The sequence below is a fragment of the Shewanella sp. 10N.286.52.A9 genome (genome assembly GCF_041468985.1).
Lineage (GTDB): Bacteria > Pseudomonadota > Gammaproteobacteria > Enterobacterales > Shewanellaceae > Shewanella > Shewanella japonica.
On record NZ_JBFRJQ010000020.1, the window covers coordinates 1 to 24,624 of the forward strand.

At 42.1% G+C, this 24,624-nt stretch carries 24 protein-coding genes; 15 read left to right on the forward strand and 9 right to left on the reverse strand.

All coding sequences use genetic code 11. The features are described from left to right. The 3 genes from AB4128_RS14705 to AB4128_RS14715 all read left to right on the forward strand — a co-directional run. The coding region (locus AB4128_RS14705; protein WP_372038146.1) for a DMSO/selenate family reductase complex A subunit at positions 1-2,403 on the forward strand (2,403 nt) is incomplete at its 5' end. A 22-nt stretch (positions 2,404-2,425) separates the two neighbouring features. After that, complete coding sequence (locus tag AB4128_RS14710) at positions 2,426-3,052, forward strand: DMSO/selenate family reductase complex B subunit (protein WP_372038147.1); 627 nt, start codon at positions 2,426-2,428, stop codon at positions 3,050-3,052. 87 nt (positions 3,053-3,139) lie between these two features. Next, positions 3,140-3,730 carry a molecular chaperone gene (locus tag AB4128_RS14715; RefSeq protein ID WP_372038148.1) on the forward strand — a complete coding sequence of 197 codons (591 nt, stop codon included), beginning with the start codon at positions 3,140-3,142 and terminating at the stop codon, positions 3,728-3,730. Positions 3,731-3,801: 71 nt separating this feature from the next. Here AB4128_RS14715 and AB4128_RS14720 read toward each other — a convergent pair whose 3' ends face one another. Beyond that, complete coding sequence (locus AB4128_RS14720; protein WP_372038149.1) at positions 3,802-4,728, reverse strand: permease; 927 nt, start codon at positions 4,726-4,728, stop codon at positions 3,802-3,804. Between the two features lie 124 nt (positions 4,729-4,852). Here AB4128_RS14720 and AB4128_RS14725 point away from each other — a divergent pair, with 124 nt between their 5' ends. Continuing rightward, on the forward strand, positions 4,853-5,179 hold the full coding sequence (locus AB4128_RS14725) for a helix-turn-helix transcriptional regulator (RefSeq protein ID WP_055025955.1): 327 nt from the start codon (positions 4,853-4,855) through the stop codon (positions 5,177-5,179). A gap of 28 nt (positions 5,180-5,207) precedes the next feature. On the opposite strand, the gene AB4128_RS14730 is transcribed toward AB4128_RS14725, so the two are convergent. Further along, positions 5,208-5,741 carry a dihydrofolate reductase family protein gene (locus AB4128_RS14730; RefSeq protein WP_372038150.1) on the reverse strand — a complete coding sequence of 178 codons (534 nt, stop codon included), beginning with the start codon at positions 5,739-5,741 and terminating at the stop codon, positions 5,208-5,210. 324 nt (positions 5,742-6,065) lie between these two features. Between AB4128_RS14730 and AB4128_RS14735 the strand changes: the two genes are divergently transcribed. After that, positions 6,066-7,940, forward strand: a complete 1,875-nt coding sequence (locus tag AB4128_RS14735) for a methyl-accepting chemotaxis protein (RefSeq protein ID WP_372038151.1) — start codon at positions 6,066-6,068, stop codon at positions 7,938-7,940. Positions 7,941-8,260: 320 nt separating this feature from the next. Here the strand turns inward: AB4128_RS14735 and hutZ are convergent, their stop codons facing one another. The 3 genes from hutZ to AB4128_RS14750 form a co-directional block, all read right to left on the reverse strand. Further along, on the reverse strand, positions 8,261-8,803 hold the full coding sequence (hutZ, locus tag AB4128_RS14740; RefSeq protein WP_055025952.1) for a heme utilization protein HutZ: 543 nt from the start codon (positions 8,801-8,803) through the stop codon (positions 8,261-8,263). 72 nt (positions 8,804-8,875) lie between these two features. Beyond that, entirely contained in the window at positions 8,876-9,385 is a 510-nt protein-coding gene (gene hutX / locus AB4128_RS14745) for a heme utilization cystosolic carrier protein HutX (protein WP_055025951.1), read from the reverse strand. A 165-nt stretch (positions 9,386-9,550) separates the two neighbouring features. Next, entirely contained in the window at positions 9,551-11,587 is a 2,037-nt protein-coding gene (locus AB4128_RS14750) for a TonB-dependent hemoglobin/transferrin/lactoferrin family receptor (RefSeq protein WP_372038152.1), read from the reverse strand. A gap of 354 nt (positions 11,588-11,941) precedes the next feature. Here AB4128_RS14750 and AB4128_RS14755 point away from each other — a divergent pair, with 354 nt between their 5' ends. The 8 genes from AB4128_RS14755 to hutW all read left to right on the forward strand — a co-directional run bounded on the left by AB4128_RS14755 (position 11,942) and on the right by hutW (position 20,646). Next, entirely contained in the window at positions 11,942-12,706 is a 765-nt protein-coding gene (locus AB4128_RS14755) for an energy transducer TonB (RefSeq protein WP_065110228.1), read from the forward strand. 20 nt (positions 12,707-12,726) lie between these two features. Further along, entirely contained in the window at positions 12,727-13,497 is a 771-nt protein-coding gene (locus tag AB4128_RS14760) for a MotA/TolQ/ExbB proton channel family protein (protein WP_119968100.1), read from the forward strand. Then, positions 13,497-13,919, forward strand: coding sequence for a biopolymer transporter ExbD (locus AB4128_RS14765; protein ID WP_055025947.1), 423 nt, complete (start codon positions 13,497-13,499; stop codon positions 13,917-13,919). The genes AB4128_RS14760 and AB4128_RS14765 overlap by 1 nt, the downstream gene beginning before the upstream one ends. A 103-nt stretch (positions 13,920-14,022) precedes the next feature. Continuing rightward, a complete protein-coding gene (locus tag AB4128_RS14770; protein WP_055025946.1) occupies positions 14,023-14,913 on the forward strand; it encodes a hemin ABC transporter substrate-binding protein in 891 nt (296 codons plus the stop codon). A 59-nt stretch (positions 14,914-14,972) separates the two neighbouring features. Then, positions 14,973-15,989: a FecCD family ABC transporter permease gene (locus tag AB4128_RS14775; RefSeq protein ID WP_372038153.1), complete on the forward strand. Its 1,017-nt coding sequence runs from the start codon at positions 14,973-14,975 to the stop codon at positions 15,987-15,989. Position 15,990: 1 nt separating this feature from the next. Next, positions 15,991-16,920 (forward strand): heme ABC transporter ATP-binding protein, encoded by a 930-nt coding sequence (locus AB4128_RS14780; protein ID WP_235530993.1) that lies wholly within the window; start codon positions 15,991-15,993, stop codon positions 16,918-16,920. A 252-nt stretch (positions 16,921-17,172) separates the two neighbouring features. Then, complete coding sequence (locus AB4128_RS14785; protein ID WP_372038154.1) at positions 17,173-19,020, forward strand: ABC transporter ATP-binding protein; 1,848 nt, start codon at positions 17,173-17,175, stop codon at positions 19,018-19,020. Positions 19,021-19,260: 240 nt separating this feature from the next. After that, positions 19,261-20,646: a heme anaerobic degradation radical SAM methyltransferase ChuW/HutW gene (gene hutW / locus AB4128_RS14790; RefSeq protein WP_372038155.1), complete on the forward strand. Its 1,386-nt coding sequence runs from the start codon at positions 19,261-19,263 to the stop codon at positions 20,644-20,646. Positions 20,647-20,736: 90 nt separating this feature from the next. Here the strand turns inward: hutW and AB4128_RS14795 are convergent, their stop codons facing one another. Continuing rightward, positions 20,737-21,642: a LysR family transcriptional regulator gene (locus AB4128_RS14795; protein WP_080914568.1), complete on the reverse strand. Its 906-nt coding sequence runs from the start codon at positions 21,640-21,642 to the stop codon at positions 20,737-20,739. Between the two features lie 210 nt (positions 21,643-21,852). Between AB4128_RS14795 and AB4128_RS14800 the strand changes: the two genes are divergently transcribed. Both AB4128_RS14800 and AB4128_RS14805 read left to right on the forward strand, forming a co-directional pair. Further along, on the forward strand, positions 21,853-22,251 hold the full coding sequence (locus AB4128_RS14800; protein WP_372038156.1) for a VOC family protein: 399 nt from the start codon (positions 21,853-21,855) through the stop codon (positions 22,249-22,251). Between the two features lie 90 nt (positions 22,252-22,341). Continuing rightward, positions 22,342-22,881: an NADPH-dependent FMN reductase gene (locus AB4128_RS14805; protein ID WP_372038157.1), complete on the forward strand. Its 540-nt coding sequence runs from the start codon at positions 22,342-22,344 to the stop codon at positions 22,879-22,881. Between the two features lie 5 nt (positions 22,882-22,886). Here the strand turns inward: AB4128_RS14805 and AB4128_RS14810 are convergent, their stop codons facing one another. The 3 genes from AB4128_RS14810 to AB4128_RS14820 form a co-directional block, all read right to left on the reverse strand. After that, on the reverse strand, positions 22,887-23,408 hold the full coding sequence (locus tag AB4128_RS14810) for a GNAT family N-acetyltransferase (protein ID WP_080914566.1): 522 nt from the start codon (positions 23,406-23,408) through the stop codon (positions 22,887-22,889). 73 nt (positions 23,409-23,481) lie between these two features. Continuing rightward, positions 23,482-24,138 (reverse strand): Bax inhibitor-1 family protein, encoded by a 657-nt coding sequence (locus tag AB4128_RS14815; protein ID WP_055025938.1) that lies wholly within the window; start codon positions 24,136-24,138, stop codon positions 23,482-23,484. Positions 24,139-24,245: 107 nt separating this feature from the next. Next, the gene (locus AB4128_RS14820; RefSeq protein WP_055025937.1) at positions 24,246-24,596 is read right to left on the reverse strand and encodes a DUF4870 domain-containing protein; all 351 of its coding nucleotides are present in this window, start codon (positions 24,594-24,596) and stop codon (positions 24,246-24,248) included. Between the last annotated feature and the right edge of the window lie 28 nt (positions 24,597-24,624).

Genomic DNA, 24,624 nt, shown 5'->3' on the forward strand with positions numbered 1-24,624 from the left:
ATGGAACGCAGAAGTTTCTTGAAAATGAGTGCTGCATTGGGTTGTGCTGCAACAGTAACAGGCTGTAATTCAAGCTCAAAAGATGCTGAGCCACTACCGCCGCAACCACCTGTTGATGAAAAAATTGATTGGTCTTGCTGTACTTGTAACTGTGGCCACAATTGCCCACTAAAAGTAGTGACTGTTGATGGCAAAATCACTCGCGTTGAAACAGATGATGTAGGGGGTGATGAATTTGGTACTCATCAGGTAAGAGCTTGCTTAAAAGGTCGCTCAAGTCGCAAAAAAGTATACTCGCCAGATAGACTTAATGGCCCTATGAAGCGTGTTGGCCCACGTGGTTTAGCAAGTAGCTTTGTAGAGTGCACTTGGGAAGAAGCCTTTGATACTATCGCGGAAAATTTAAAAAAAGTTTACTCAGAAGCTGGCCCATCGGCTGTTTATCCTCACTACGGAACCGGCCGTTTATATGCTAACTACTCTGGTGGTGATTGGCGTTGGGCTGGTCAATGGGGCGCTAAGCTCATGTGTGAAATGGGTGGATATTTAAATCATTATGGAACTTATAGCTCGTCACAGCAACTTGCTGCGATGACACACACATATGGCACTAATGCCTCAAGTACCTACACTGAAATCTTAGACAGTGACTTAGTCGTCGCATTTGGTTTTAACCCTGCTGAAACGCGCATGAGCGGCGGCGGTGGAACATATGACTGGAGCACTTGTACTCAAGGCAAAAAAGTCATCATGATCGATCCTCGTTACTCAGATTCAGCTTTAGGTAAAGAAGATAAGTGGTTAGCTATTCGTCCAGGAACAGATGCCGCTCTATGTGAAGCATTAGCCTATGAGTTGATTTCAACTAATCGCCACAATAAATCTTTCTTAGATAAGTACTGTGTTGGTTTCGATAGTGACACCCTGCCAGCATCAGCACCAGCTGGTAGTGATTATTACTCACACATTATGGGTTTTGGCGAAGATAACACGGCTAAAACACCTGAGTGGGCAGAAAAAATTACCGGTATTGCAGCAACTGATATTGTTGAGTTAGCGAATACATTAGCCAGTGCAAATGCTCCTTTCATCTGTCAAGGCTTAGGGCCTCAACGACACGCAATTGGAGAGCAAACCGTACGTGCAATTGTCATGTTGCCATTATTGCTTGGTAAAGTTGGGGTTGATGGTACTAACTCTGGTACTTGGCCTGGGCACGGCACCAACTCTATAAGTTTATCTCCTAAAGGAGATAACCCATATGCTGGCAGCATCTCTTTCTTTACCTGGATTGACGCCATTGAACGTGGCACTGAATTCACAGCAGAGTCAGATGGTTTAAAAGGCGTTGAAAAGTTAGATAGTAATATTCGCTTTATTTGGAACTATGCAGGTAATGCCCTGATTAACCAACACTCAGACTCTTTTGGCACTCATAAAATTTTGGCAGCAAAAGAAGCCGATGAGCTATTTATTTTAGTTCACGACGTGTTCATGACCCCAAGTGCCAAATATGCTGACATTTTACTTCCTGATCTAACAGATCTGGAACAAACAGACGTATCAGCATTTGGTGGAACAAATCAAGAGACGGTTATTCCAATTACTTCTTCAGTTGACTGCCCTGTTGATGCAAAAGATTGTTTTGAAGTCACGTTAGAAATAGCCAAACGTTTAGGTGTAGAAGGGCCAGTATTCGAAGGTAAAGATTATAATCAATGGCTGCATGAACTGTACGCACGTGATCAAGCCAGAGCAAATGGGACTCTGCCTAATTACGACGATTTAGTAAAAGGTGGCTTACACAAAATCAAAAAGCCTGAGTTTAAAAACGTTGCATTTAGCTCATTTTTTGCAGACCCAGAAACAAACAAATTAAACACTCCAACAGGAAAAGTAGAGATTTACTCAGAAACATTGGCTGACATGGGTAATTCATGGGAGTTACCTGAAGGTGATTCAATTCCAGCTATTCCGAAGTATCACAAAACTTGGGAAAGTTATGAGGATACAGAAACCCGTGACACATACCCAATTCAGTTAATTGGTCACCATACAAAAAGTCGAACCCACTCTAGCTTCCATAACATCAAATGGATGCAAGAAGCATACGAAGATGCGGTATGGATGAACCCTAAAGATGCAAGTGAGCGTGGAATTACCGACGGGGCTAAAGTAGAAATCCATAATGATCGCGGTAGTGTCATTATTGCTGTGAAAGTTACACCACTGATTATGCCTGGTGTAGCGTCGCTAGCTCAAGGAGCTTGGTTAGACAGCAGCAGACTAGATGAGAAAGTGGACATGGGCGGTAATGTTAATTCATTAACAAAATACCATCCAACACCGATTGGTAAATGTAATCCACAACATACTAACTTAGTTCAAATTCGCCTAGCATAGCTAGCTATATCGAGAATATATTATGACTGAATTAACCCAATATGGTTTCCATATCGATACGCAAAAATGCAGTGGTTGTAAAACGTGCCAAGTCGCTTGTAAAGACAAGAATGACCTCGATGTAGGCCCACTATGGCGTCGTACTTACAAATATGGAGGTGGCAGCTTCCAAGAAGTATCTGACGGTGTTTTTACCAATGATATTTTTGCTTATTATGTCTCAATCAGCTGCAACCATTGTAATAATCCTGTATGTGTTAAAGCCTGTCCTACAGGGGCAATGCACAAACGTCGCGAAGATGGTTTAGTCCATGTTGCCACAGATTTATGTATTGGCTGTAATAGTTGTGCAAGAGCTTGTCCTTACGATGCCCCGCAATTAGATACCCAACGTAAAGTCATGACTAAGTGTGATGGTTGTGCTGATAGAATCGCTGACGGATTAAAACCTTCTTGCGTTGAATCATGCCCACAACGCGCAATAGATTTCGATAAAATTGACATACTAGAAGTTAAGTACCCTAATGCCGTTATTGGTGATGTTAAACCATTACCAAGTAGCAGTATCACCAACCCTAACTTGCTTATTACTGTTAATCGACATAGTAGTCGCTCAGACGGCTCTATTCAAAACGAGAACGAAATCTAGTCTCTCCAAAGATAATAAAGATGGCCTATGCGCCATCTTTATTAGTCGACTTATAAATAAATCACCATTGCTAATGCGGAGTTTCAATTGAAGCAAATTGATTTTGAGAATACTGAAGCAGTATGTCGCGTACTATCTGGGATGTTGTTTAATACGCCAAGCGAAGATTTTTACCAGCAAATGAGTAAAGAAATATTATTAAGCTGGCCAACTATTACCACCCCAATAGATGAGATTACTTGCTCAATGCAACGTTCATTGTCAGAGCAAAGCTTTACTACATTGCGTGATGATTTTTATCAACTTTTTATTGGTCCTGGCGTAAAGAAAGCATACCCTTGGGGGTCAGTCTATACAGATAAAGATAACCTAGTAAATGGAGCTTCATGCGTTGCTTTTGAGCAATTCTGCATGCAGCACGGAATGACGATTAACTTGCCCAAAAAGCAGCCGCTTGATCATATTGGTCTGATCCTGGCAGTGTTAGCTAATTTACTCAAAGAGCAAAAGCCCGATCTCGCTTTAATAGTAATTAAACAACACCTGATGCCATGGTTACCGCAATTCTTAAATTGTGTAGACACAAATGCCGAGACAGACTTCTATCGTGGTGTTGCTAAATTAGTGGCGATTACAATTGATGATTTAATATTATTAAATGATATGTCAGCTGAATAACAACACAGAAACAAAAAAGCACTCGCCACATATGATTCGTGATGAGTGCTAAATCTACTTATTCTTACCCCTTAGAAAATGAATTGATATAAAAACCCTGCACTGATCGCCATTGAAATAATGACAAACAGAAATGCCGCAATCATTTGGTTTTTAAATATCGACTTAAGCAAAATCACTTCTGTTAAGCTCGCACCTGCACTGCCTATAATTAGCGCCATTACCGCACCTAATCCCATACCTTTTGCTGCAAGTGCTGCACTTAATGGGATCACCGCTTCTGCTCGAATGTATAACGGAATACCGATAACTGCTGCCACAGGAATGGCTAATGGATTATCTTCACTAGCGATACTTGCAACAAACTCTGTCGGCATAAATCCGTAAATTAATGAGCCAATGGCAATACCCCCTAACAGGTAAGGTAAAACCGTTTTAAAGTCAGCCCATGTGCTGTTCCAAATCTTGCGCCACTTGCTTACAGGTACAGATTTAGCCCCACAACCACTCCCACAACCTTTTGACTCAGGTGCAATATAGGCTTCAGGTTTGACATACTTTTCAAACCCAAGCTTTTCAAGGGTAAAACCAGCAATGACAGACACGCCCATTGCCATCACAAAATAAAACAGTGTGACTTTCAAACCAAATGTCACTGCAAATAAACCAATAATGATTGGATTTAGCAGTGGGCTTGCAAATAAAAATACCATCATGGTGCCAAAGCCTGCTTTAGCACGCAGTAACCCTTTTAAAAACGGGATAGTTGAACAAGAACAAAATGGAGTAATGGCACCTAACAATCCTGCTACCACATAACCTCGGCCATTTTTACTGCTCAGAATCCGCTGAATTTTTTCTGGTGGAATGTATTGCTGTAATACGCCCACTAAATAACTAATAGCAATAAACAGAATCGTTAACTCAACGGCTAAGAACACAAACATGTCGAGTGTTTCTTTAATCATAGTGCTATCAACTGCATTGAAGTCGAACATAGTGTAAACCTTATATCTATATTTCTAGAATAATCGAAATATAAGTGATCTCACTAGATAGATCAATATATTTCTAGTATTATCGAAATATATTTTTGTTATACCGCTCCTAAGGAACTAAACAATGGAAATCGATACGGTTGCGAAAACACTAAAAGAATTAGGTCATCCAACAAGGTTAACCATATATAACAAAGTGATACGAGCAGGGTTTCAAGGTATTGCAGTGGGCAGTTTACAAGAAAGTCTCGGTATTCCAGGTTCAACCCTTTCACACCATATTGCCAGTTTAGCCTCTGCGGGGCTGATTTCTCAGCGACGTGAAGGGCGCACCTTATTTTGCGTTGCCGAATTTACCCAATTAGAGTCTGTCATCGTCTTTTTACAAAATGAATGCTGCGCCGATCAAACTTGCGGTGAAAAGCCCGTTATAGGCAAAAAAAACGTATAATCAAAACAAACGTATAGTCAAAATACACCTATCGAACTCGTTTAAATTGATTGGTCACTAAGCAGCCAAGATGTTGTTGACTGCTTATATGTGTAAATTTAAGTGGTTCAGCTAAATCACCGAATAATGGAATACCACCACCAAGCAGCTTCGGTATAGTGGTAATGATTAACTCATCAATCATGTCGTGCTGCAAAAATTGTTGAATTGTCACACCACCATCAATATATAAGTCATTAAATCCCTTGGCGTTAAGCTCAGCGACCACTTGTGCAAGATCGCCTTTCACTAAAGACACCTTATTTGTCAATTCACTCGGGACTTCTGATAAGGTGCGACTCAACACGAATACGGGTTTGGTATAAGGCCAATCACAATCAAAGCTCAATACTTTTTCGAAGGTATTTCGTCCCATGACCAAGCCATCAATGCGTGCCATAAAGTCGCTAAACCCCATGTCAGACCCTTCTGGGTTAGGCGTTTCATGAAGCCAATCAATGTTGTTATTTTTATCGGCAATATAGCCATCTAAACTCGTTGCAATAAATACGATATTTGCCATTGTGTCACCTCGATAATATTCACATGAGTGTAGCAAATTTATTCTGCAAATGATGAGTTTAAGAAAGCTCAAATCTACGTCGCTTTATTACTTTCAAGCTATAGCATTTTGAACAAGGATGAATTTTTATTGCAATAAAGCAAGCTTGTATATCGTCTGTTCTGGTTTCGTTATCAAGGTGTTTTGCTTGCTGATTTAATCAGCAATTTGCTATGAAAAAACGACCACTTATGACATTATCCGCCGCTGAAAAATAGCCCTATTTGGGCAAGCATTGGTTGCTAAATACTTCCCCCTTTCAATAGCAAGGTCACACTGGTTTATATGAAATCTAATTCGTTAAAATTGAAAATTATCTTTCCGGTATTAATCGCCTTAACAGTCGTCATTGCCCTATTGTCTTGGCAAAGTTATTCCAGCCAAAAAACCATGTTGTTAACCTCAAATCTAGAGCAGGTTCAGCGGCTCAGCAGCCAACAAACTGAAAGAATTAGTGATTGGTTATCATCTAAAAAAGATATTCTGAATGCGCTCAAATCACGGATTAATCAAGGCGACGACATTCATGTTTTGCAACAAGCATTAGATTCAGGTCGCTTCGAGTCCACATACTTTGGTAAAGATACCGGTGAGATGATCGATGCAGACACTAGCATTGATAATACAGGTTATGATCCTCGCACTCGTCCTTGGTATCAGCAAGCAATGACCAGCCAAGCGATGATTCTTACCAAACCTTATGTAGACTTCCCGACTAAAAAAGTCGTGATTACCCTTGCTGAAAAAATCCATAATGGCGTCATTGCCAGCGATGTGAATATTAACGACTTAGTCGATGATGTTAACCGTATGACCTTGCCTTCTAATGGCTTCGCTATCATGATGCATAAAGATGGTACGGTTATCGCTTATAAAGATGCATCAAAAGCGATGGGACATATTCGCGATATTGATAACCAACTGGATCTCAATGTATTGCAGCAACAGCGCCGCAGTGATCAATTAATTCCAATCCATTTTGAGCTTGAAGGCCGTGACAAATTAGTCTGGGTTGAGGATATTCCTCAAACGGATTGGGAACTGATTATTCTACTTGATCAAGCAACGCTTGAAGCCCCTCTAGCGAGCTTGCTTGTCAAACAACTTGGACTAGCTGCATTAGTGCTTTTAGCAAGTATGGCAGTGATTTCATGGTTAATGACTAAGTTACTTCTCCCTCTCGGTCGTGTCTCAAATGCACTGTTTAAAATCGCTGATGGAAACGGTGACTTAACCCAGCGTATTGACGTTGAGTCTAAAGATGAAGTGGGAGTGTTAGCTGATAGCTTTAATCGTTTTGTTAGCAGCCAGCACTTACTCATTAGTCAAATAAGACAAGTGGCACACCAACTTGATCAAAATGCTGATAATAGCTTAGTGAACAGTCGTCATGCTGAAAAAGAAATTCAAATCCAGCAGCAAGAAGTCACTATGGTCGCCACTGCGGTAACTCAAATGGCCAGTGCGACACATGAAATTGCATCCAGTGCAGAAAATACCGCTACCGCAGCGCAACAATCCAGTAGTAGCAGCTTACAAGGCCAAAGCTTGGTGGATAATACCCGTCAATCAATTCATTTGTTGGCCAATGAAGTCACCCAAGCAACGGATGTGATTAGTGAATTGAGCCGTCATGCTAATGCTATTTCCAGCATCTTATCGACGATTCAGGGAATTGCTGAACAAACCAATTTATTAGCACTAAACGCAGCCATTGAAGCGGCAAGAGCTGGTGAGCAAGGACGTGGGTTTGCCGTTGTTGCAGATGAAGTACGTGTACTTTCTCGTCGTACTCAAGATTCAGCCCAAGAAATCTATGAAACGATTGAAACGCTACAAACCACCACATCAAACGCTGTTGAGCTAATGCAAAGCAGCCAAGCACTCGCGACTAACAGTGTCGAAGATGCCAATGAAGCGAATAAAGCCATTGAAGAAATTACCCAAGCAGCGGCATTAATTTCAGATATGGCCAGTCAAATTGCTACCGCAGCAGAAGAACAAACCCAAGTGACAAATGAGATCACGCAGAATACAGTGGCAATTAAAGACGTCACGGATGAAATTGCACAAGCATCCGTCACAGCCCATCAAGAAGCGCAGCAATTAAAAGGGCAAGCAAAGGCACTTAATGACTTAGTGGCCACGTTTATTTTATAAGCAAAAATCGACAATTTTTGGCCAAGGCCTCAATAAGGAAAAGCCCAAGTTTACATTAAGTAAACTTGGGCTTTTTGCCATTAAAGTGAGCAACAAATCTTGTTAAAACAATATCATCTTTTGGGGTTGAAGTTATTGTATTTGTTTAAGTAAAACCACAATAATGCAGTAGCACACTCACTTGTCATGGCAAATATCGTAACATCTAGAAATGCACTTAACTAGTACTAAATCATTACAAATATATTGCAAAAACATTACAAACCCCATGTCGAGAAAGTAGCATAAAACTCAGTTAACCTAGGCTAACTGAATTCTGATTACGCTTTTTCAGCTGGCTCTTTTGGGGTGCCATGATGACCATCACGCTTCCAATCTACATCAAGTAACTCTGCACCTGACAAGCTAAATGCTTGGCCAAATCCTTTAACGTATAAGCCATGATGCGGATTTAGTTTAAATAGATTGAAGTCAGTTAATCCTGCTAGATTGTCAATCATTTCGCCAAAACGTGCCGACAATGCCGCCACACCTTTAGTGAATGTTTCACTATCACGGGCAACAATTTCAGCTGTCGCATCAAAGGTTAAACGCTTACGTGCAAACACACTTTTCGACTCAGACTCATCAGCAACTAGCATGACAGACAGTTTATTAGAGGCTTTTAAGTTAGTGCCGTGGCGTGCTAACTCGCTGACCAAAATATAAAAACCATCATCGGCCAATGCAAATGGAGCATAACTGGCGTTAGGTACACCATCAGCATCTTGCGTTGCCAATTGTAAGGTTGAACGTTGCGCTTTGAATTCTTCAATTTCTGGAAGAAGTTTCTCTCGTAAGCGTTGCTCTTTTTCTGTCGACATCACACATTCCTTTTCTCTATTTTCTAATCAGCAGCGATGACAAACAGTCATCAAAAACGTTGTCATCAACAACTAAGCTGCAATGTTCACGCTATCTTTAAGTGCCTGAAAACGCTCAACCTGTTCACTTAATAACACGCGCTTTTTGTCTCTGCCTAAATACACTTTAAAAACCACTTCACCTTGTGCGCCGAAGAAGTTAATTGAGTGGCTTTCAGTGCCTCTGAACGGCTTGCTGATCAGGGCAATTGCACTGATATCATCCAGCTTTAAGTGGCCATGTAAGCCTTCACCTTTGGTGATTAAGTTGTAGTAACCATGAGCGTACTTACCCTTAGGGAAGCTACCCTTAAATTCAAAAATGCTACCTGATGCAGACACAATCGTGGTCATATTGCCCCACTCTGGTAGTGAAGCCAGTAAGTTATCTTTTTCTGTCAGTGGTAATAAAGCCAACTGCTCTGAAGGCAGTGCTTTAACGACTTCTAACTCTGTGATTGCTAACTCAGCTGCAACCTGTCCTGGCATCGCTGCAGGGTTGTCGGCGAGGTACTGCTTGATTTGTTCTACTGATACAGCCATGGAATAACTCCAAATATTTAATAACCCTAATATACGAATCTTAAATCCTGAAAAAGCCGCTCAAGCTTTTACCCTTGAGAGGCTTTCCAGATAAGAGAGCAAGTGTTATCCACACTATTGCTCTCTCACCTCGGTCTAAATTAATTCGTTTAATGGGTAAAAGAATTAAAACGAGTAACGCGCTGACAATTTGAAATTCCTGCCTTGCTCATACAAGGTTTGCCACGCTTGGCGATATTCCTCATCACCGATATTTTCTACTGCAAAATCTACACGCAAGCCTTCGAATGTCCCCATTGCTGGTTCCCAAGCTACGTAAACATCCCACAATTTGTACGAGTCATATTGCTCTAGGTTGTCAGTTGGTAACTGATCTTGCTCAGCAACATACGTAAAACGAGTACCAAACTTCATATCGCCTTCCATAATGGCTTGCGATAAATCTAAGCCCATTTTCTTAGCTGGGATATTAGATAGATACTCATCTGACTCTTTATCTTTACCTTCAGTTTGACCATAGTTGAAGGTCAAACGAGTTTGCTTATAACGGTAGCGAGTGGTGAACTCAAAACCAGTTAATTTAGCTTCGTCGACATTATCCCAAGAGGTCGTTTGCTCAAGTCCTGGAATCCCATAAAGTGGGTTAGATACAGACTGTTCGATGAAATCATCAACATCGTTTCTGAATGCACTTAAGGTCACCACTAACTCATCATCGCCCGCTAAATCAGCAAAACGCATGTCGGCTTTGATCTCTTTGTTTTGCGCTTTTTCAGCTTTCAGATCTGGATTAATCTCGAAAGTGTTACATAAGCCATCTGGCAAGAAACCTGGGATAGAAGGAATACAGTAATGTGTCCCTGTTGAGTACATTTCTTCCATGCTTGGTGCACGGAATGCTTCGTCGTAACGTGCACTTAAGGTTAACCAATCAGTCGACTTCCACACTAAGCCAACAGATGGCGTAAACGCATTGTCGTCAGATGATTGGTTTAAGTTATTACTTTCATTTTTGAAGGTGTCGTAACGTACTGCAGCATCCAGTGCCAAGGTATCGGTTAAGCTAATATCAGCTTTAGTGAAAGCCCCCCAAACCGTAGACTCACCGTCGATATCATCAGGACGTTCACCAGCTTGACCATTATCGTCACGTACAGTATTAATGGTGTCTTTGTAACCATCCACACCATATGTCAGCACAGTATTGCCAAAGGTAGAGCTGTTATTAAGGCTAAAACCTATGGTGTCGTATTCAGTGCTATCAACTTGGTCTTTCGTCACACGATCTTCGTCGTAATTAGTGCTATTCCAATATAGCGTCGCGTTTAAATCCAACAATGGGTTATCTGTTGGGTTTAAGCTGTAATCTAACGTCACGTTTTGATCTGTCGTATTGCGTTGAACTAATGGTACTGAGCTGCCCACGTTAGTCGCTGGATTACTTGGTACTAACTCATCAGTATCTGAAAAACGTGCAGAAAACTGTAGACGCTGATCATCAGTTGGTTCCCAACCTAATTTAGCTAAACCGCTCGTTGCTTCTGAAGCACTGTTTTCAAGGGTTTGGTCGTTACCAATCTTGATATTGTTGCTGTCGTGGTAGCTACCACTTAATAACCAATCAATATTGTCAGCTAAACCATATAAAGTACCGCTGGTTTTGATCTTGTCGCCGTTCGTTTCAAAACCTTGTTTGATGTAGCCACCAAAGGTATCGCCTTCATCTAAAAAGTCTTGGGCTGATTTGGTATTTTGTGCAACCACACCACCAATCGCACCACTTCCCCATAAGCTACTTGCAGGGCCACGCACAACTTCGATTGAGCTTAGTAGCTCAGGGTCCATGAAATAGGTGCCACGGTGACCAGAATTGGTGTTTTGACGCGCGCCATCAATAGTTTGTAGTACTCGCTGTCCACTTAGACCACGGATTTCAACACCTTGAGACGAAGCACGAGGACCATTAGTCACACTAACGTTAGCTTCGTTTTTCAGTGCATCTGCAACCGAAGAAGGTTGTGACTCTTGCATTTTTTCTTCGCTAATCACTGTCACGCTTCGGCTAGTATCAGAGACTTTTTCACTGATACGCGTTGCTGTGACTAAAACTTCATCAAACTCGGTGACTGTTTTGCTTTCTTGTGCATATGCGGTTGTACTGAAAACCATTGCCATTGCTACTACGAGTGGCTTCTTGGTCATGATTAAATCCTCAAAGTATAAATACAAAATTCGGCTTAGTTCGAGGGAAGTAATGACCACTTTGTGTTAGTGAAAAAGCTAATGAATCATTCAGAAAAACTAATCACAAAGTATTATTACCGCCTAACTAATTGCCGCACTTTACCTGAGAATAAAACTTAGATCAAATGAAAATCATTATCATTTGCGATCTCATTACTTATGTTGTATGTTTAGCGATATCTTGATACTTACTATTATTAAGTGATTGTAATTATTAGCTTTGTAAAGATTGTAAAGATTTTCAGCTAACTGATTGCTTTTCTTAAGAATGGTCAATATCTAACCGAATGCTGTTGTAGAAGAATATAGATCATGACACCTAGACGATATTTTGCTTTTGGATGTTTAACCGTTTTAATCCAAGGAGGCGTTCTCGCCTCTCAAAATACTGAACCTGAAATTCAGCTCGCGGCAGGGTCTGCAATGGGGTCAAATCAAGCTGTTAGTGTCATGGTGGCAATGCAAGCAAGTGCACAAGCTCAAAGCACTGAGCAAACCATTGAAGAAGTGCTTCCAGAGCTTAAGCCAGAAATTAAACCAGAGCCGAAGCCAGAAGTTAAACCAGAACCTAAGCCAATTCCTGAGAAAGTCGTCAAAACCGATCCTAAAAAGCCAGCACCCGATAACGTCATCGCAAAAGTTGAAGAAGTCATTGAGCAAGAAGTCGTTGAACCCACACCGACGCCTGTGACCGAGCAACCTCAAACCGAAATATCAGATACCGAACTTGCCAGCACAGATGCAAGTGCAACCCATGAACAGCAACAAGTGGAGGCCCAACAAGGCGTTACTCAACAAACCGTCGCGTTACAGAAACCGACATTTTCAGCGCCGCCATCACAACCTAATTACCCAAGAAAAGCACGTAAAAGAGGCTTTGAGGGCACAGCGACAGTGGAAGTCATGTTTAATCAAATTGGTGAGCAACTTTCGCTCACTTTAGTTAATAGTTCAGGTTATAGCCTACTTGATGCAGCTGCGATTGATGCTGTTGAAAAGTGGAAATTTGCCGCACCTTCACCGCAAACCGCTTTTGCTTACACAGTAAGAGTCCCGGTGAAGTTTGCGCTAAATTAATCTGAAGATAGGAAACCAACATGTCTCAACCACTATATTTGCAGCTCTCAGAGCAATTAGGCTACTTAACTTGGCCACTGTTTATTTGTGCTTTTTTAGCATCACTTATCATTCTTGAACGACTTGCGTTAATGGCCAATGAGTTATTAAAACGTGACGCTTGGTTAACAGAACTGAGAAAACAAACTCGCAGTGCGACAACAGAGCAACGTCAGCAATTAATTGCTCAACTAAGCCAAGGCCGCAGTATGTTGGCTAAAGGAACGGGGCTATTGTTATCCCATGGTGACCATCCTAGAGCCATGCGTGAAGAAATTTTAAATTTATGGCTAATCAAGCAAAAAGAAAAACTGCAATCGGGCTTAAAAGTATTACATATTATTGGTGTCATCACCCCGTTACTCGGCCTATTGGGCACAGTATTAGGTCTTATTGAAATGTTCAGCCAGCTGGGAATTTCAGACGGTCCCGTCACTCCATCACAATTGGCAACAGGACTTGGACTAGCAATGAATACCACAGCTGCAGGTCTTATCATTGCCGTGCCAGCCATCACCATGTCACATTTGATTGGGTTATGGGCTGAAAAACGCTGCAACAAAATGGCTCATGCACTCAACCAGCTTAACTTATGGTTAGAAGGCTTCGACCAAGCATTAAATATTGGTTGTGAAGTCCCTTGCGGCGCGAATGCACCTTGCCTTAAAGCCAGCAATACCCACGCAAGTCAGCAACAGACTTCATCAAACATGACACCACCAATGGCAGCAACCTTGTCGGAGTCAAACTGATGATTGGCTCTGAACAAGGCATAGGATCGTCGGCTCAAAGTAGCATTGGCATCGATCTTACGCCGCTTATCGACATCATCTTTATCGTATTGGTGTTTCTGCTACTGACAGCCAATACCCAGTTACTGACGTTACCAGTGGATGTCCCCACTGAAACCAAGTCAGAACTGGTGGGCTTATCTCAGGAAGAACACCTTTCAGTCAACATCATGGATGAAGCACCACATTGGGCACTCGACGGACAAACGTTTGACCAATTTGACCAGTTTGAAGCAGCCTTTATTAGTGCGTTTAATGCTTCACCTGATCTCAATGTGGTGGTTGCTGCAGATAAAAATGCGCCAGTACAACCATTGATGACCGTACTTGCTTTATTACAAAGACAGCAAATCAGTAATACCCAAATTTTAATGGAACCCTAATGACTGCGCTTCTAATACTGACAATCGACTCACAGTAAAAGAAACACATAGGGTTTCCACAGTAATTTTTGAGCCTTTATCATATTTATTCGGAGTTTTAATTATGCTCAAGCAACAAACACGTCAATCTAAAACCTTTTTATTCGCCAGCTTAATGGCACTTTCTGGGGCTATTTTTAGCTCAGCAACCATGGCTGAACAGCGCGTTGTCAGCGCAGGTGCTGGTATCACTGAGTTAGTGATTGCCTTGGAGGGGAGTAACGAGTTAGTTGGTGTCGATTCGACTAGTCAAGTCCCTGAAGAACTCACCTCAGTTGCAAAACTTGGCTACCACAGAATGCTGTCGGCAGAGGGTATTTTAGCGTTATCACCAACGTTATTATTGGGCTCTGATGCTATGGGACCTAAAAATACCTTAGAGGTTTTAGCTGGCGCCAATGTTGAAGTGGTATCGCTACCTAATGCCAATACTAAAGAACAACTCCTGCAAAATGTTGAAAAAATGGGGCAGCTACTAGAAAGAGAAACTCAAGCGGCAGCACTCACAGAGCAAATTCAACAGTCTTTTGCAGAAATTGATGCTAAAAAACACACCATCGCCAAACAAGGTGATGCCCCTAAAGTCCTTTTCCTACTGCTACAACCTGACCGTCCAGCGCGTGTTGGCGGCGACGACACTGCTGCAGATATCATTATTAACCTTGCTGGCGGCAATAATATAGCGGGTTTCTCAGGTTATAAGAGCGTTTCTCAAGAAGGTATTTTAGCCCTGCAACCTGATGTCATTCTGATTTCAAACCGCAGCGAAGAAGTGGCAGAAGATCCTGCAGAAACGCTATTAGCCCAAATGCCATTACTTGCTCATACCCCAGCAGGCGAACATAAGCTGATTAAAAACTTGTCAGCTAAAGCATTGCTCGGCGGATTGGGGATCAGTGCTGTCGAAGCTGCCGATCAGCTTGCCAGTGACTTTATTGAGATCCAACAGCGCTAAGTTTGTTGAACGGCTATAGCAAATATTAAACGTGCTGCATTAACGCACTAGGAACTATCATGGAAAATCAACGTTGGCTTTGGCCCTGTTTACTCACCGCTTTGGTGATAACAAGCCTGTTGTCTGTCAGCATCGGACCATTACAAATTAGCCCTTCCACCAGCTTCAATGCCATGGTGAATTGGGCAACTGGACAAGAATTAGCTGCGGTTGCTCCCCACGAGCAACTGGTTATTAATAACGTCCGTTTACCCCGAACTCTTTTAGCTCTAGCTGTGGGCGCAACATTAGCCCAGTGTGGCGCTGTCATGCAGGGGTTATTCCGCAATCCGCTGGCGGATCCTGGCATTATTGGTGTGTCCTCAGGAGCAGCACTTGGTGCAGCAATTTGTATTGTGTTATTCCCCCAAGGTGGTGAATACCTTGTGGCTTTTAGCGCCTTTTTCGCTGGGCTTATTACCACCTTGATTGTATACCGTTTAGCATCGAGCCCAAGCGGTACCTCTGTTGTGCTACTGCTGCTTTCAGGTGTTGCCGTAGCCGCACTTGCAGGTGCTGGTATCGGAGTGCTGACCTATATGGCCAACGATATGGCATTACGTGACTTAACCTTATGGCAAATGGGCTCGGTCGCGGGAGCACAATGGCATTATGTTGTACTGAGCTTAATCGCCCTAGCCTTAATCAGTTGGCAATTTAATAAAAGTGCTAAGGCATTAAATGCATTATTGCTAGGCGAAGCAGAAGCAAGGCACCTTGGACTTGATGTTGATATGCTCAAACTCAAGTTAATTGTTTTGTGTGCTATTGGCGTCGGTATTGCTGTTGCAGCTACTGGGATTATTGGCTTTATCGGTCTTGTTGTTCCGCATTTAGTGAGAATGATGATAGGGCCAGATCACCGCTTATTATTGCCTTTAAGCGCGATGTTAGGTGCTGCAATATTGGTGGTTGCAGACATAGGCGCACGCTCTATTGTTGCACCATCTGAGCTCCCCGTTGGCCTTGTCACGGCACTGTTAGGTGCGCCTTTCTTTATTATTCTATTACTCAAACAGCGCAATAAGTTGGTGTAATATGATGAGAAATCTAGAATTAAAATCCATGCTTAAAACACATAAATCTGCGCCTGCATTATCAGGATTAGAATTGGCTGGCGCTGATACCAACAACACGCCATTGACTCAACATAAGTCAAAGCCCGATGCATTCAGTCACTCTGCAGTGCAAGCCTCACAATCGGTTATTAATATCAGAGATTTATCTGTTCATATTGGCAAAAAAGCCGTGTTAACAGATATCAATCTAGACATTATGCCCGGCCAAGTGACGGCGCTGCTTGGCCCTAATGGTGCGGGTAAATCCACGCTGTTGAAAAGCCTTTGCCAAGAAGTGGCATTAACCTCTGGTGAGATCACTTTACAAAACAAACCACTCGCCAAGTGGGATCGTGCAGAGCTAGCGAAATCCCTTGCTGTTTTGCCACAACATGCGTCACTTACGTTTCCATTTAAAGTCCACGAAGTGGTGCAGATGGGGTTATACCCATTAACCCTTAATCAGCAACAAGGCGCTGAATTGGTGGATAAACAATTAGAACAAGTGGCACTGTCTGCATTGAAATATCGCAGCTATCCAACGCTTTCAGGTGGTGAAAAACAACGTGTGCAATTAGCGCGAGTGTTAACCCAACTTGCTCAGGCACCGAGTCACCCAATTTTGTTTCTTGATGAGCCCACATCCGCATTGGATTTAGCTCAACAGCATCGCGTCCTAGAACTCGCTCAAAGCTTGGCTCGTGAGCAAAACTATTGCGTTATTGTGGTATTACATGACCTCAATCAAGCTTGCCGTTATGCCGACAGATTAGTGGTACTTGAACAAGGTGAAGTGGTCAGTGATGGCGCACCTTATGAAGCGCTAACCGCTGAAGTGATCGAGAAAGTTTGGCACTACAAGCCCACCTTAGTTATCGATCCTAAAAGCAACCTTCCACTTATTTTTTAATATACAGAAATTCAAATATCGCGCAGCCTCTTAGCCATTGCTAGGAGGTCACTGCCATTTTTACTCTAATACCAATCACGATAAGTAAGTGTTCAGAAATAGCGTAGGAAACATACTTGAGAACAAGGCAGATTTTTTTATAAGTAATTATTCTACTGTCAAAAAATCTAATACCGTTATCGCGTGTTTTCACAAGCTAGGGTGAACAGTTATTTATTACGATTGGTATAAAACCTTGTTAAGGACGCAACTTTGCAACAACCTCATCCACAGCTTAATTGGGCTTGGTTAAAACAGAAGATTCTTGCCCATAAACGGCAACTATTTCAGGCAAATATGATAGCCGTTGCCGCCACGTTATTAAGCTTACCTATCCCAATGCTAATGCCATTTCTAGTAGACGAAGTGTTGCTAGAAAAACCAGGTTGGCTATTAAACACCTTGCACCCAATTTTGCCTGACAGTATGCACAGTGCTGGCGTGTATATTGTTATTGTTTTAGTGGCTGTGATTGTGCTGCGGTTACTGACGATGGTGACACAAGTTATCCAAGCCAGAGAGTTCACCAAAATCGCCAAACGCATCAGTTTAGATGTGCGTGAGCGCATGCTAATGCAATTACCTAATATGCAAATAAGCGCGTTTGATAAATACGGTAGTGCAGGATTGGCATCTCGCTGTATTACTGATGTTGATACTCTTGAGCGCTTTGTCAGTGACACTTTGTCACGGCTGATCATCAGCGTATTGACTATCGTCGCCATTGCCAGTGTCTTGCTATGGCTCAACTGGCAATTGGGTTTGATGATCATTTTGCTCAATCCATTGGTTATCTACTTCTCTTCTCGATTTGCTGAACACGTCAAAACATTACGTCGTAAAGAAAACGCAGCAACTGAAGCATTTCAACAAGCCCTCGTCGATACCATTGATGCCACAAGAGAGCTACGGTTAGCACAGCAAGAAAAGCACTATTATCAACGTGTATTTGGCTTAGCCTCCAATTTAAGCCAGCATGCCATTGCCAACCAATGGAAAACAGATGCGCTCAATAAACTCAGCTTCACTACTTTCTTGCTGGGATTTGAATGCTTTCGTGCGATGGCCATCTTTATGGTGTTGGTTTCAGACTTATCCGTCGGCCAAATTTTTGCCATCTTCAGTTACCTTTGGTATTTGATGGGACCCATTCAAGAGTTATTGAACATTCAATATGCTCGATTTGGCGCACAAGCCTCGATGGAACGACTCAATCAGTTATTAGCGTTAGACACTGAACCCGCAGAAGTGGAAACGCAACAGCCACAAAAAGTGACTCGACCACAACAATTTACTGAAGCACCAGCACAACAACTTACTGAAGCATCAGCACAACAAGCCATGGGCTTAACCATTGAATTTGATAATGTCAGCTTTGGTTTTGCCGAAACGCCAAACTTGTTCCACCAGCTTAACTTACATATTGCTGCCAATGAATCCGTTGCCTTACTAGCAATGAGTGGCGGCGGTAAATCAACCTTAGTCAATTTACTGCTCGGCTTTTACCCTGCTCAATCAGGGAACATCTTAATAAACGGTCAGACTATCGATGACTTTGGTATCAACACATTAAGGCGTCGAGTAGGTTACGTGCCGCAACACCCTAAGCTTATCGCTGGCACATTACGTGAAAACCTGACTTTCGGCGCTGATGTAAGTGATTCAACACTATGGCAAGCCCTTGAAAAAGCGGAATTATCAACCACTATAGCCAGTTGGTCAGAAGGGTTAGATACAGACTTAGGTCGCAGCGACACACGATTATCAGGCGGGCAACTGCAACGTCTCGCAATTGCCAGAATGTGGATCTCAGCACCTGATTTAGTCATTTTAGATGAGGCGACTTCAGCCCTTGATGCCGCAACAGAAGCCAAAGTACTGCAAAACTTACACGCATTTTTGCAAAACCGTAGCTGCATTATTATTGCCCATCGACTGAATAACCTAGATTTAGCCGATCGAATTCTGGTGTTAGATGACGGCCAAATTGTGCAGTCAGGTAACCAGACGCAGCTCAAACAAGAGGCGGGATTGTTTAAGCAATTGTTTGCCACGACTTAGCGCAAATAGCATAGCAATAGGCCGTTTAACGTGACTAAAAAGGCATGCATTAGCATGCCTTTTTTATTCAATAGCAATCCAACTACTCGCCTTACAACAAGATCACTAACGCATCTATTTAACCCAGTTTCGCTGACAATCTTTACAATGCAAAGCGGCAAAACTTGATCTAAACCAAGCAAAACGCAAATGATAATGGTTATCATTAACTATATTTATTTTTACTTGATGTGAGTAACCATGATCTTAACTTCTTCCATGACAGGCATTGCAAGCCCAGACCCTTTGCAACATGCATTTAAAGTCAAAAGCGCTCCCCATGCAGGTCGAAGTGGTAGCCGTCCAATTAAAGTTGATGAACAGCTTTGGCAACAATGGTGGCAAACGGAAACAACTGCAGATAAACGTGCTTTATATATTCATATTCCATTTTGTCGTAAGCGTTGTAGCTTCTGTAATTTCTTTGAAAATGGCGCTAAACCTGAGCGCATTAGCCACTACATGGAAGTATTGTGTCAGCAGTTAACACTCGCCTCGCAAACAAGGCTGGCACAAAGTCAGCCCTTTGACACGGTTTACGTCGGTGGTGGTACACCGACTGATATTACCGCTGAGGAAATTGCCAAGTTAGGCCAAGCTATTCAACGATTTCCATTAGCTGATAATGCAGAAGTCACCCTAGAAGGCCGCCTAAATGGTTTTGATGACGCTAAGTTTAACAATGCGCTAGATAACGGTTTTAATCGTTTTTCATTTGGTGTTCAAAGCTTTGATACTGCTGTACGCAAAGCCGCAGGTCGTTTTGATGATAAAGAGACTTTGCTTAAGCGATTACAACAACTTAGCCAACATCCAAGCGCCAGTATTGTCATCGACTTGATCTTTGGTTTACCAGGGCAAACCATGGATATATGGCAACAAGATATTCAAGCTGCAATTGACTGTGGAGCCCATGGCGTCGATTTATATCAGTTAATTGGCTTAGCGGGTAACCGTATCGATAAAGCCAGCGAAAAAGGCAAAGTATTAGGTACAGAAACCAGTGAATTTCAGGCTGATAGCCAAACCCGTGCCAGCATGTATGCCTATGGCGCTAATGCACTAGAAAGCCAGCAATGGCAAAGATTATCTAGCTGTCATTGGCGCAGAGATGACCGTGAGCGCAGCGTGTATAACTCACTCGCTAAAAGCGGTATCGAAATTTTGCCTTTTGGTGCTGGCGGCGGCGGTAGCATTCATGGTCATGGCATGATGAATGCCAGAGATTTAAGTGAGTGGCACCAAGCACAAGTTGTCACTGAAGATGCAGAGTCGAGCAGCCAGACACGATTGCCAGCACAAGTACCAGGCATGGCGCTCAGTCCAAATCCATCTGCCGCATTTGATGCTATTTTTAAACGTGGCTTAGATTCAGGCACATTAACATTCGATGGGATTGAAACCGATGTTGTTATTCATTTGCAGCCATTGTTTGAAGCATGGCAGCAAAATGGACTCGCAACGATAAATGACAGTTGCTTGAAACTCACGCTTGCTGGCCGTTTTTGGAACGTGAATATGCAAACGGGTTTATTTGAGTATTTAGCTAAAAACCCAATGAATGCAGAAGCACAGTTAGCAAGCTAATTGACCAACTGAGGCGAAGCAGATATGCCAATAAACTGGGATATCTGCTGCATCAAATACCGCTTGTTCATATCGTGAATAATGGACAAGTTATGAAGCTGGCATATGCTCCACCAGCATATCAATGAAACTTCGCACCTTTGGAGTTAAATGCTTGCGACTAGGATACACAGCGTAAATATCCACTTCAGGTTGCACATAGTCACTAAACAACACCGTCAGCTTTTTCTGCTCTAATGCCTTAGATAAATAAAAAGAAGGCAGGCGGCAAATACCATGATCATCCAGCACCATTGCTAATTCCATATCCGCATTATTGCAACCGATAACTTGGGGAACATCAACCGTCACTGTCGCTTTTTCAGGATGTTCAAATACCCAACGACTAGGATGCTTTAAATTGGTGTAACAAATACATTGATGAGTAATAAGGTCTTCTGGAGACTGCGGCGTCCCATGTTTTGCTAAATATGCTGGCGTTGCTACCACTAGTGCGTGAAATCGGCTGAGGCGCTTACAAATCAAATTAGAATCATCGAGCTGTTGGGTTGCTCTTATCGCTAAGTCATAACCATCTTGAATTAAGTCGACATGACGGTCACTAAAATCAATGTCTAAGTTTATTTGTGGGTATTGCTGCATGTATAAGGACAATATCGGTTGTAAGTGCATTAAACCTAAAGTGACCGGGCAGCTAATTTTTAACGTGCCACTAGGCACTTGTAAGCGACTATCTAACATAGCGACAGCTTGCTCTGCATCTTTGACTATCTGCACACACTGCTGATGAAATAGCTTACCTTCTGGCGTTAAACTCAATGAGCGTGTACTGCGATGTAACAAGCGGGTTTGTAATCGCTGCTCTAATTTTGTCACCACTTTACTGATGTGCGATGTCGAGTGACCGGTTTTTTCGGCGGCAATCGAAAAGCTACCAGATTCGATAACTTGACTAAAAATGACCAGGCCATCAAACAATTTAGGGTCAAGATTCATATGTCACTCTCTCCATCAAATTAGCCAGACACACAGGTCGACATTCATTCCAAAGTAACACCAATTTTCAATATAACCCAGAATTACAAGTCATATGGAAATAATCATTTACCTTATACCTACTTAATCCCACGCCGTGATATCGCTAAAGTAACCACATCAACGCACGAGGGCTCAAGCCTTTAAGTGGTTAACTATAAGGAAATAATCATGGAACAGATCACTCGAATTAATCATTATGGGTTACGCGTAAAAGACCTTGATATTGCTAAAGCATTTTACGCGCAACTTGGATTTAATTATGTGGCTGGTCCATTAGGGCCAGAGCCAGTAGCGATTGTCGAACACCCGAGTGGTATCAACATTAATTTTATTTTGAATGCCGCACAAACTGACACGAATGTACTAATGGATATTCCCACTAAACACACTGGCTATACCCATATTGCGTTAGAAATTAATAATGCTGACGTCATGATTGAGCAATTAAGCGAACGCAACATTCCACTCAGTGGTGAACTAATGCAGCACATTAATGGACGTTCATTCTTCATTCGAGATCCTGACAAAAATGTCATCGAATTTATTGAATACAAGCACGTAAATTAATGTTAAACATAAATAAATACGAGTAATTTACCCCAATATACGTTTTGTTTTAACTGACTTATTCTGGCTTAAAGAGCCTAAGGCAATAACATGAAAATTTTAGCATTTGCAGCAAGCAGCAGTCGTCATTCCATTAATAAACAACTCGCACAATATGCGGCTAACCATGCCGCGACATTAGTTAATAATGCCGAAGTTGAATTGCTCGATATCAATGACTACGAAATACCATTATTCAGTGAAGACCGTGAGAAAGAATTGGGTCAGCCAGACTTGGCTAAAGCTTTTTTCAACAAAATTGGTCATGCGGATGCTATCGTTATTTCATTTGCAGAGCATAACGGCTCATACACCGCAGCGTATAAAAACCTATTTGATTGGACATCACGCATTGATCAAAAAGTTTTTCAGGGTAAGCCAACATTACTACTGGCCACCTCGCCTGGCCCAGGCGGCGCGAGTACAGTACTTGCAGCGGCAACAGGTTCAGCCCCTTACTTTGCCGCTGAGGTCAAAGGCTCGATGTCAGTCCCTAGCTTTTATCAAAACTTTGATACCGAGAAAGGTCAGTTAACCAATGCAGAACTTGTCGCAGAACTGAATCAAGCTGTGGTTCAATTAGTTAGCTAAGTCACTCAAACCACTCGATAACGCTGTATTATTGCCGCAGCGTTATCTGAGCTCTGATCGTCTGACAATGATATCTCTGAGGCTAGTACCCCGCCATTTACCATAATCATTTTTGCTGAAGCGACATTGTGCTTATAGCAATGAATGTGTAGCTCATTAATGCCTTTGAGTTTTGCCTTAGCAATAACCAGCCCCATGAGTTCAGCCCCTAAGCCTTGACCTCTATAACTTGGACGAATGCCCAAGCCAATGTGCCCGCCACAATGTCTAATAGCGTCATTTAACCGCAAGCGTAAATTGGCGACACCAACTAACTCAGCCTCATCAACTAACCAATAGGTTTCGCTGGCGACATAACCTTGAGGCAAGTTAACCCCATCAGCAAAGTTCTGAATTTTTTGCAACATGGCTTCAAAATCTTGATGTTCAAAATCCAGTGGAAAAGGATAACGCTCTTCATCGGCTAGTTCTGCAATATAAGCAAGATAACTGGATTGGTATTCTGCACTGGGTTTAACGAGTTTCAATGATACTTTCCCTATATTAATTGAGACAAAAAAAGAGCCTCACGGCTCTTTAATGTTAACGCCTAATGAGCACTTACTTGCGACCTAAAATACGTAAAATTCTTAGGAATAAATTAATGATGTCCATATACAAGGCTGCAGCGCTATCTATCGCGTTATCAACTGTTTTAGGAATTTGATTTGCGCGCCCCCAGTCGTAGCCAATATAGCCACAAAAGATCAGCACGACTATCCAATCTAATATGCCATGGTGGATCCCAAAGACATAAATTTCAATTAATTCGATGACGATAACCAACAGCAGCGCAATGGTTAACGCTCCGGCAATTTTACTGAAAAAAGCAGGGAACAATGTGCCTAAACACATCATTGCAATAGTCACTAACCCAGTAATACGAATGGCTTCAGACACGAGTGCAGCGTCATATTGACTCACAACCAAGTTAATAATGAAACCAAATGGCACGACCACGAAGTTGTAGCCAATAAAGCTCACCACAGGTTTATCTGACGATGAAAATAGGTAAATACCTAAAAAACATGACGCAAAGTAACCAATAAAAAATACCCAAGAATTAACAGATGCAATCGCTTCTGGGGAAATATTAGTCACCATCCACCAGTTAATGCCAAAGCCCCAGCATAGGGTTAACCCAATCAATAAATTGTATAATGGCCCACTGATAATCTTGTCTGTGGTATATGTTCGATCAAATACATTTGTTTCCACTTAGCTTTCCTTATCACTCAATCATTCTTCAACTTACGTTCAAATAAAAATGACGAAAGCACAGCTTTCGTCATTGAGCCTTTCTGGTCATACTGACCCAGTGAGGTTTATTTAATTAAACGTAAGATATAAGGCACTTTAAAGTCTTCTGCTTTTGATGCCGCAATCGCACCTAAAATGCAAAACACTAAGTTAAATATCCCAACAGCAAACATGGTCAACATGCCAATAACGATAATAAATAGAAGGCTTGAAATAAAGTAACCAATGATAACGGTGATCGAGAGGTTTAACGATTCTTTTGCTTGCTGGCGAACATATTCATCATCAGTCTTGACGAGATATAAAACCAAACCAGGAATAAAACCAAAAAAGATGGTGCCTATCCAACAAAGTAGTGCCAAGTTTTTAGAGTCTTGACTCACTTCTTGAGTTTGTAATGTTGTTTCTTCACTCATTTTTGCAATCCTTATTTGCCTGATTTAG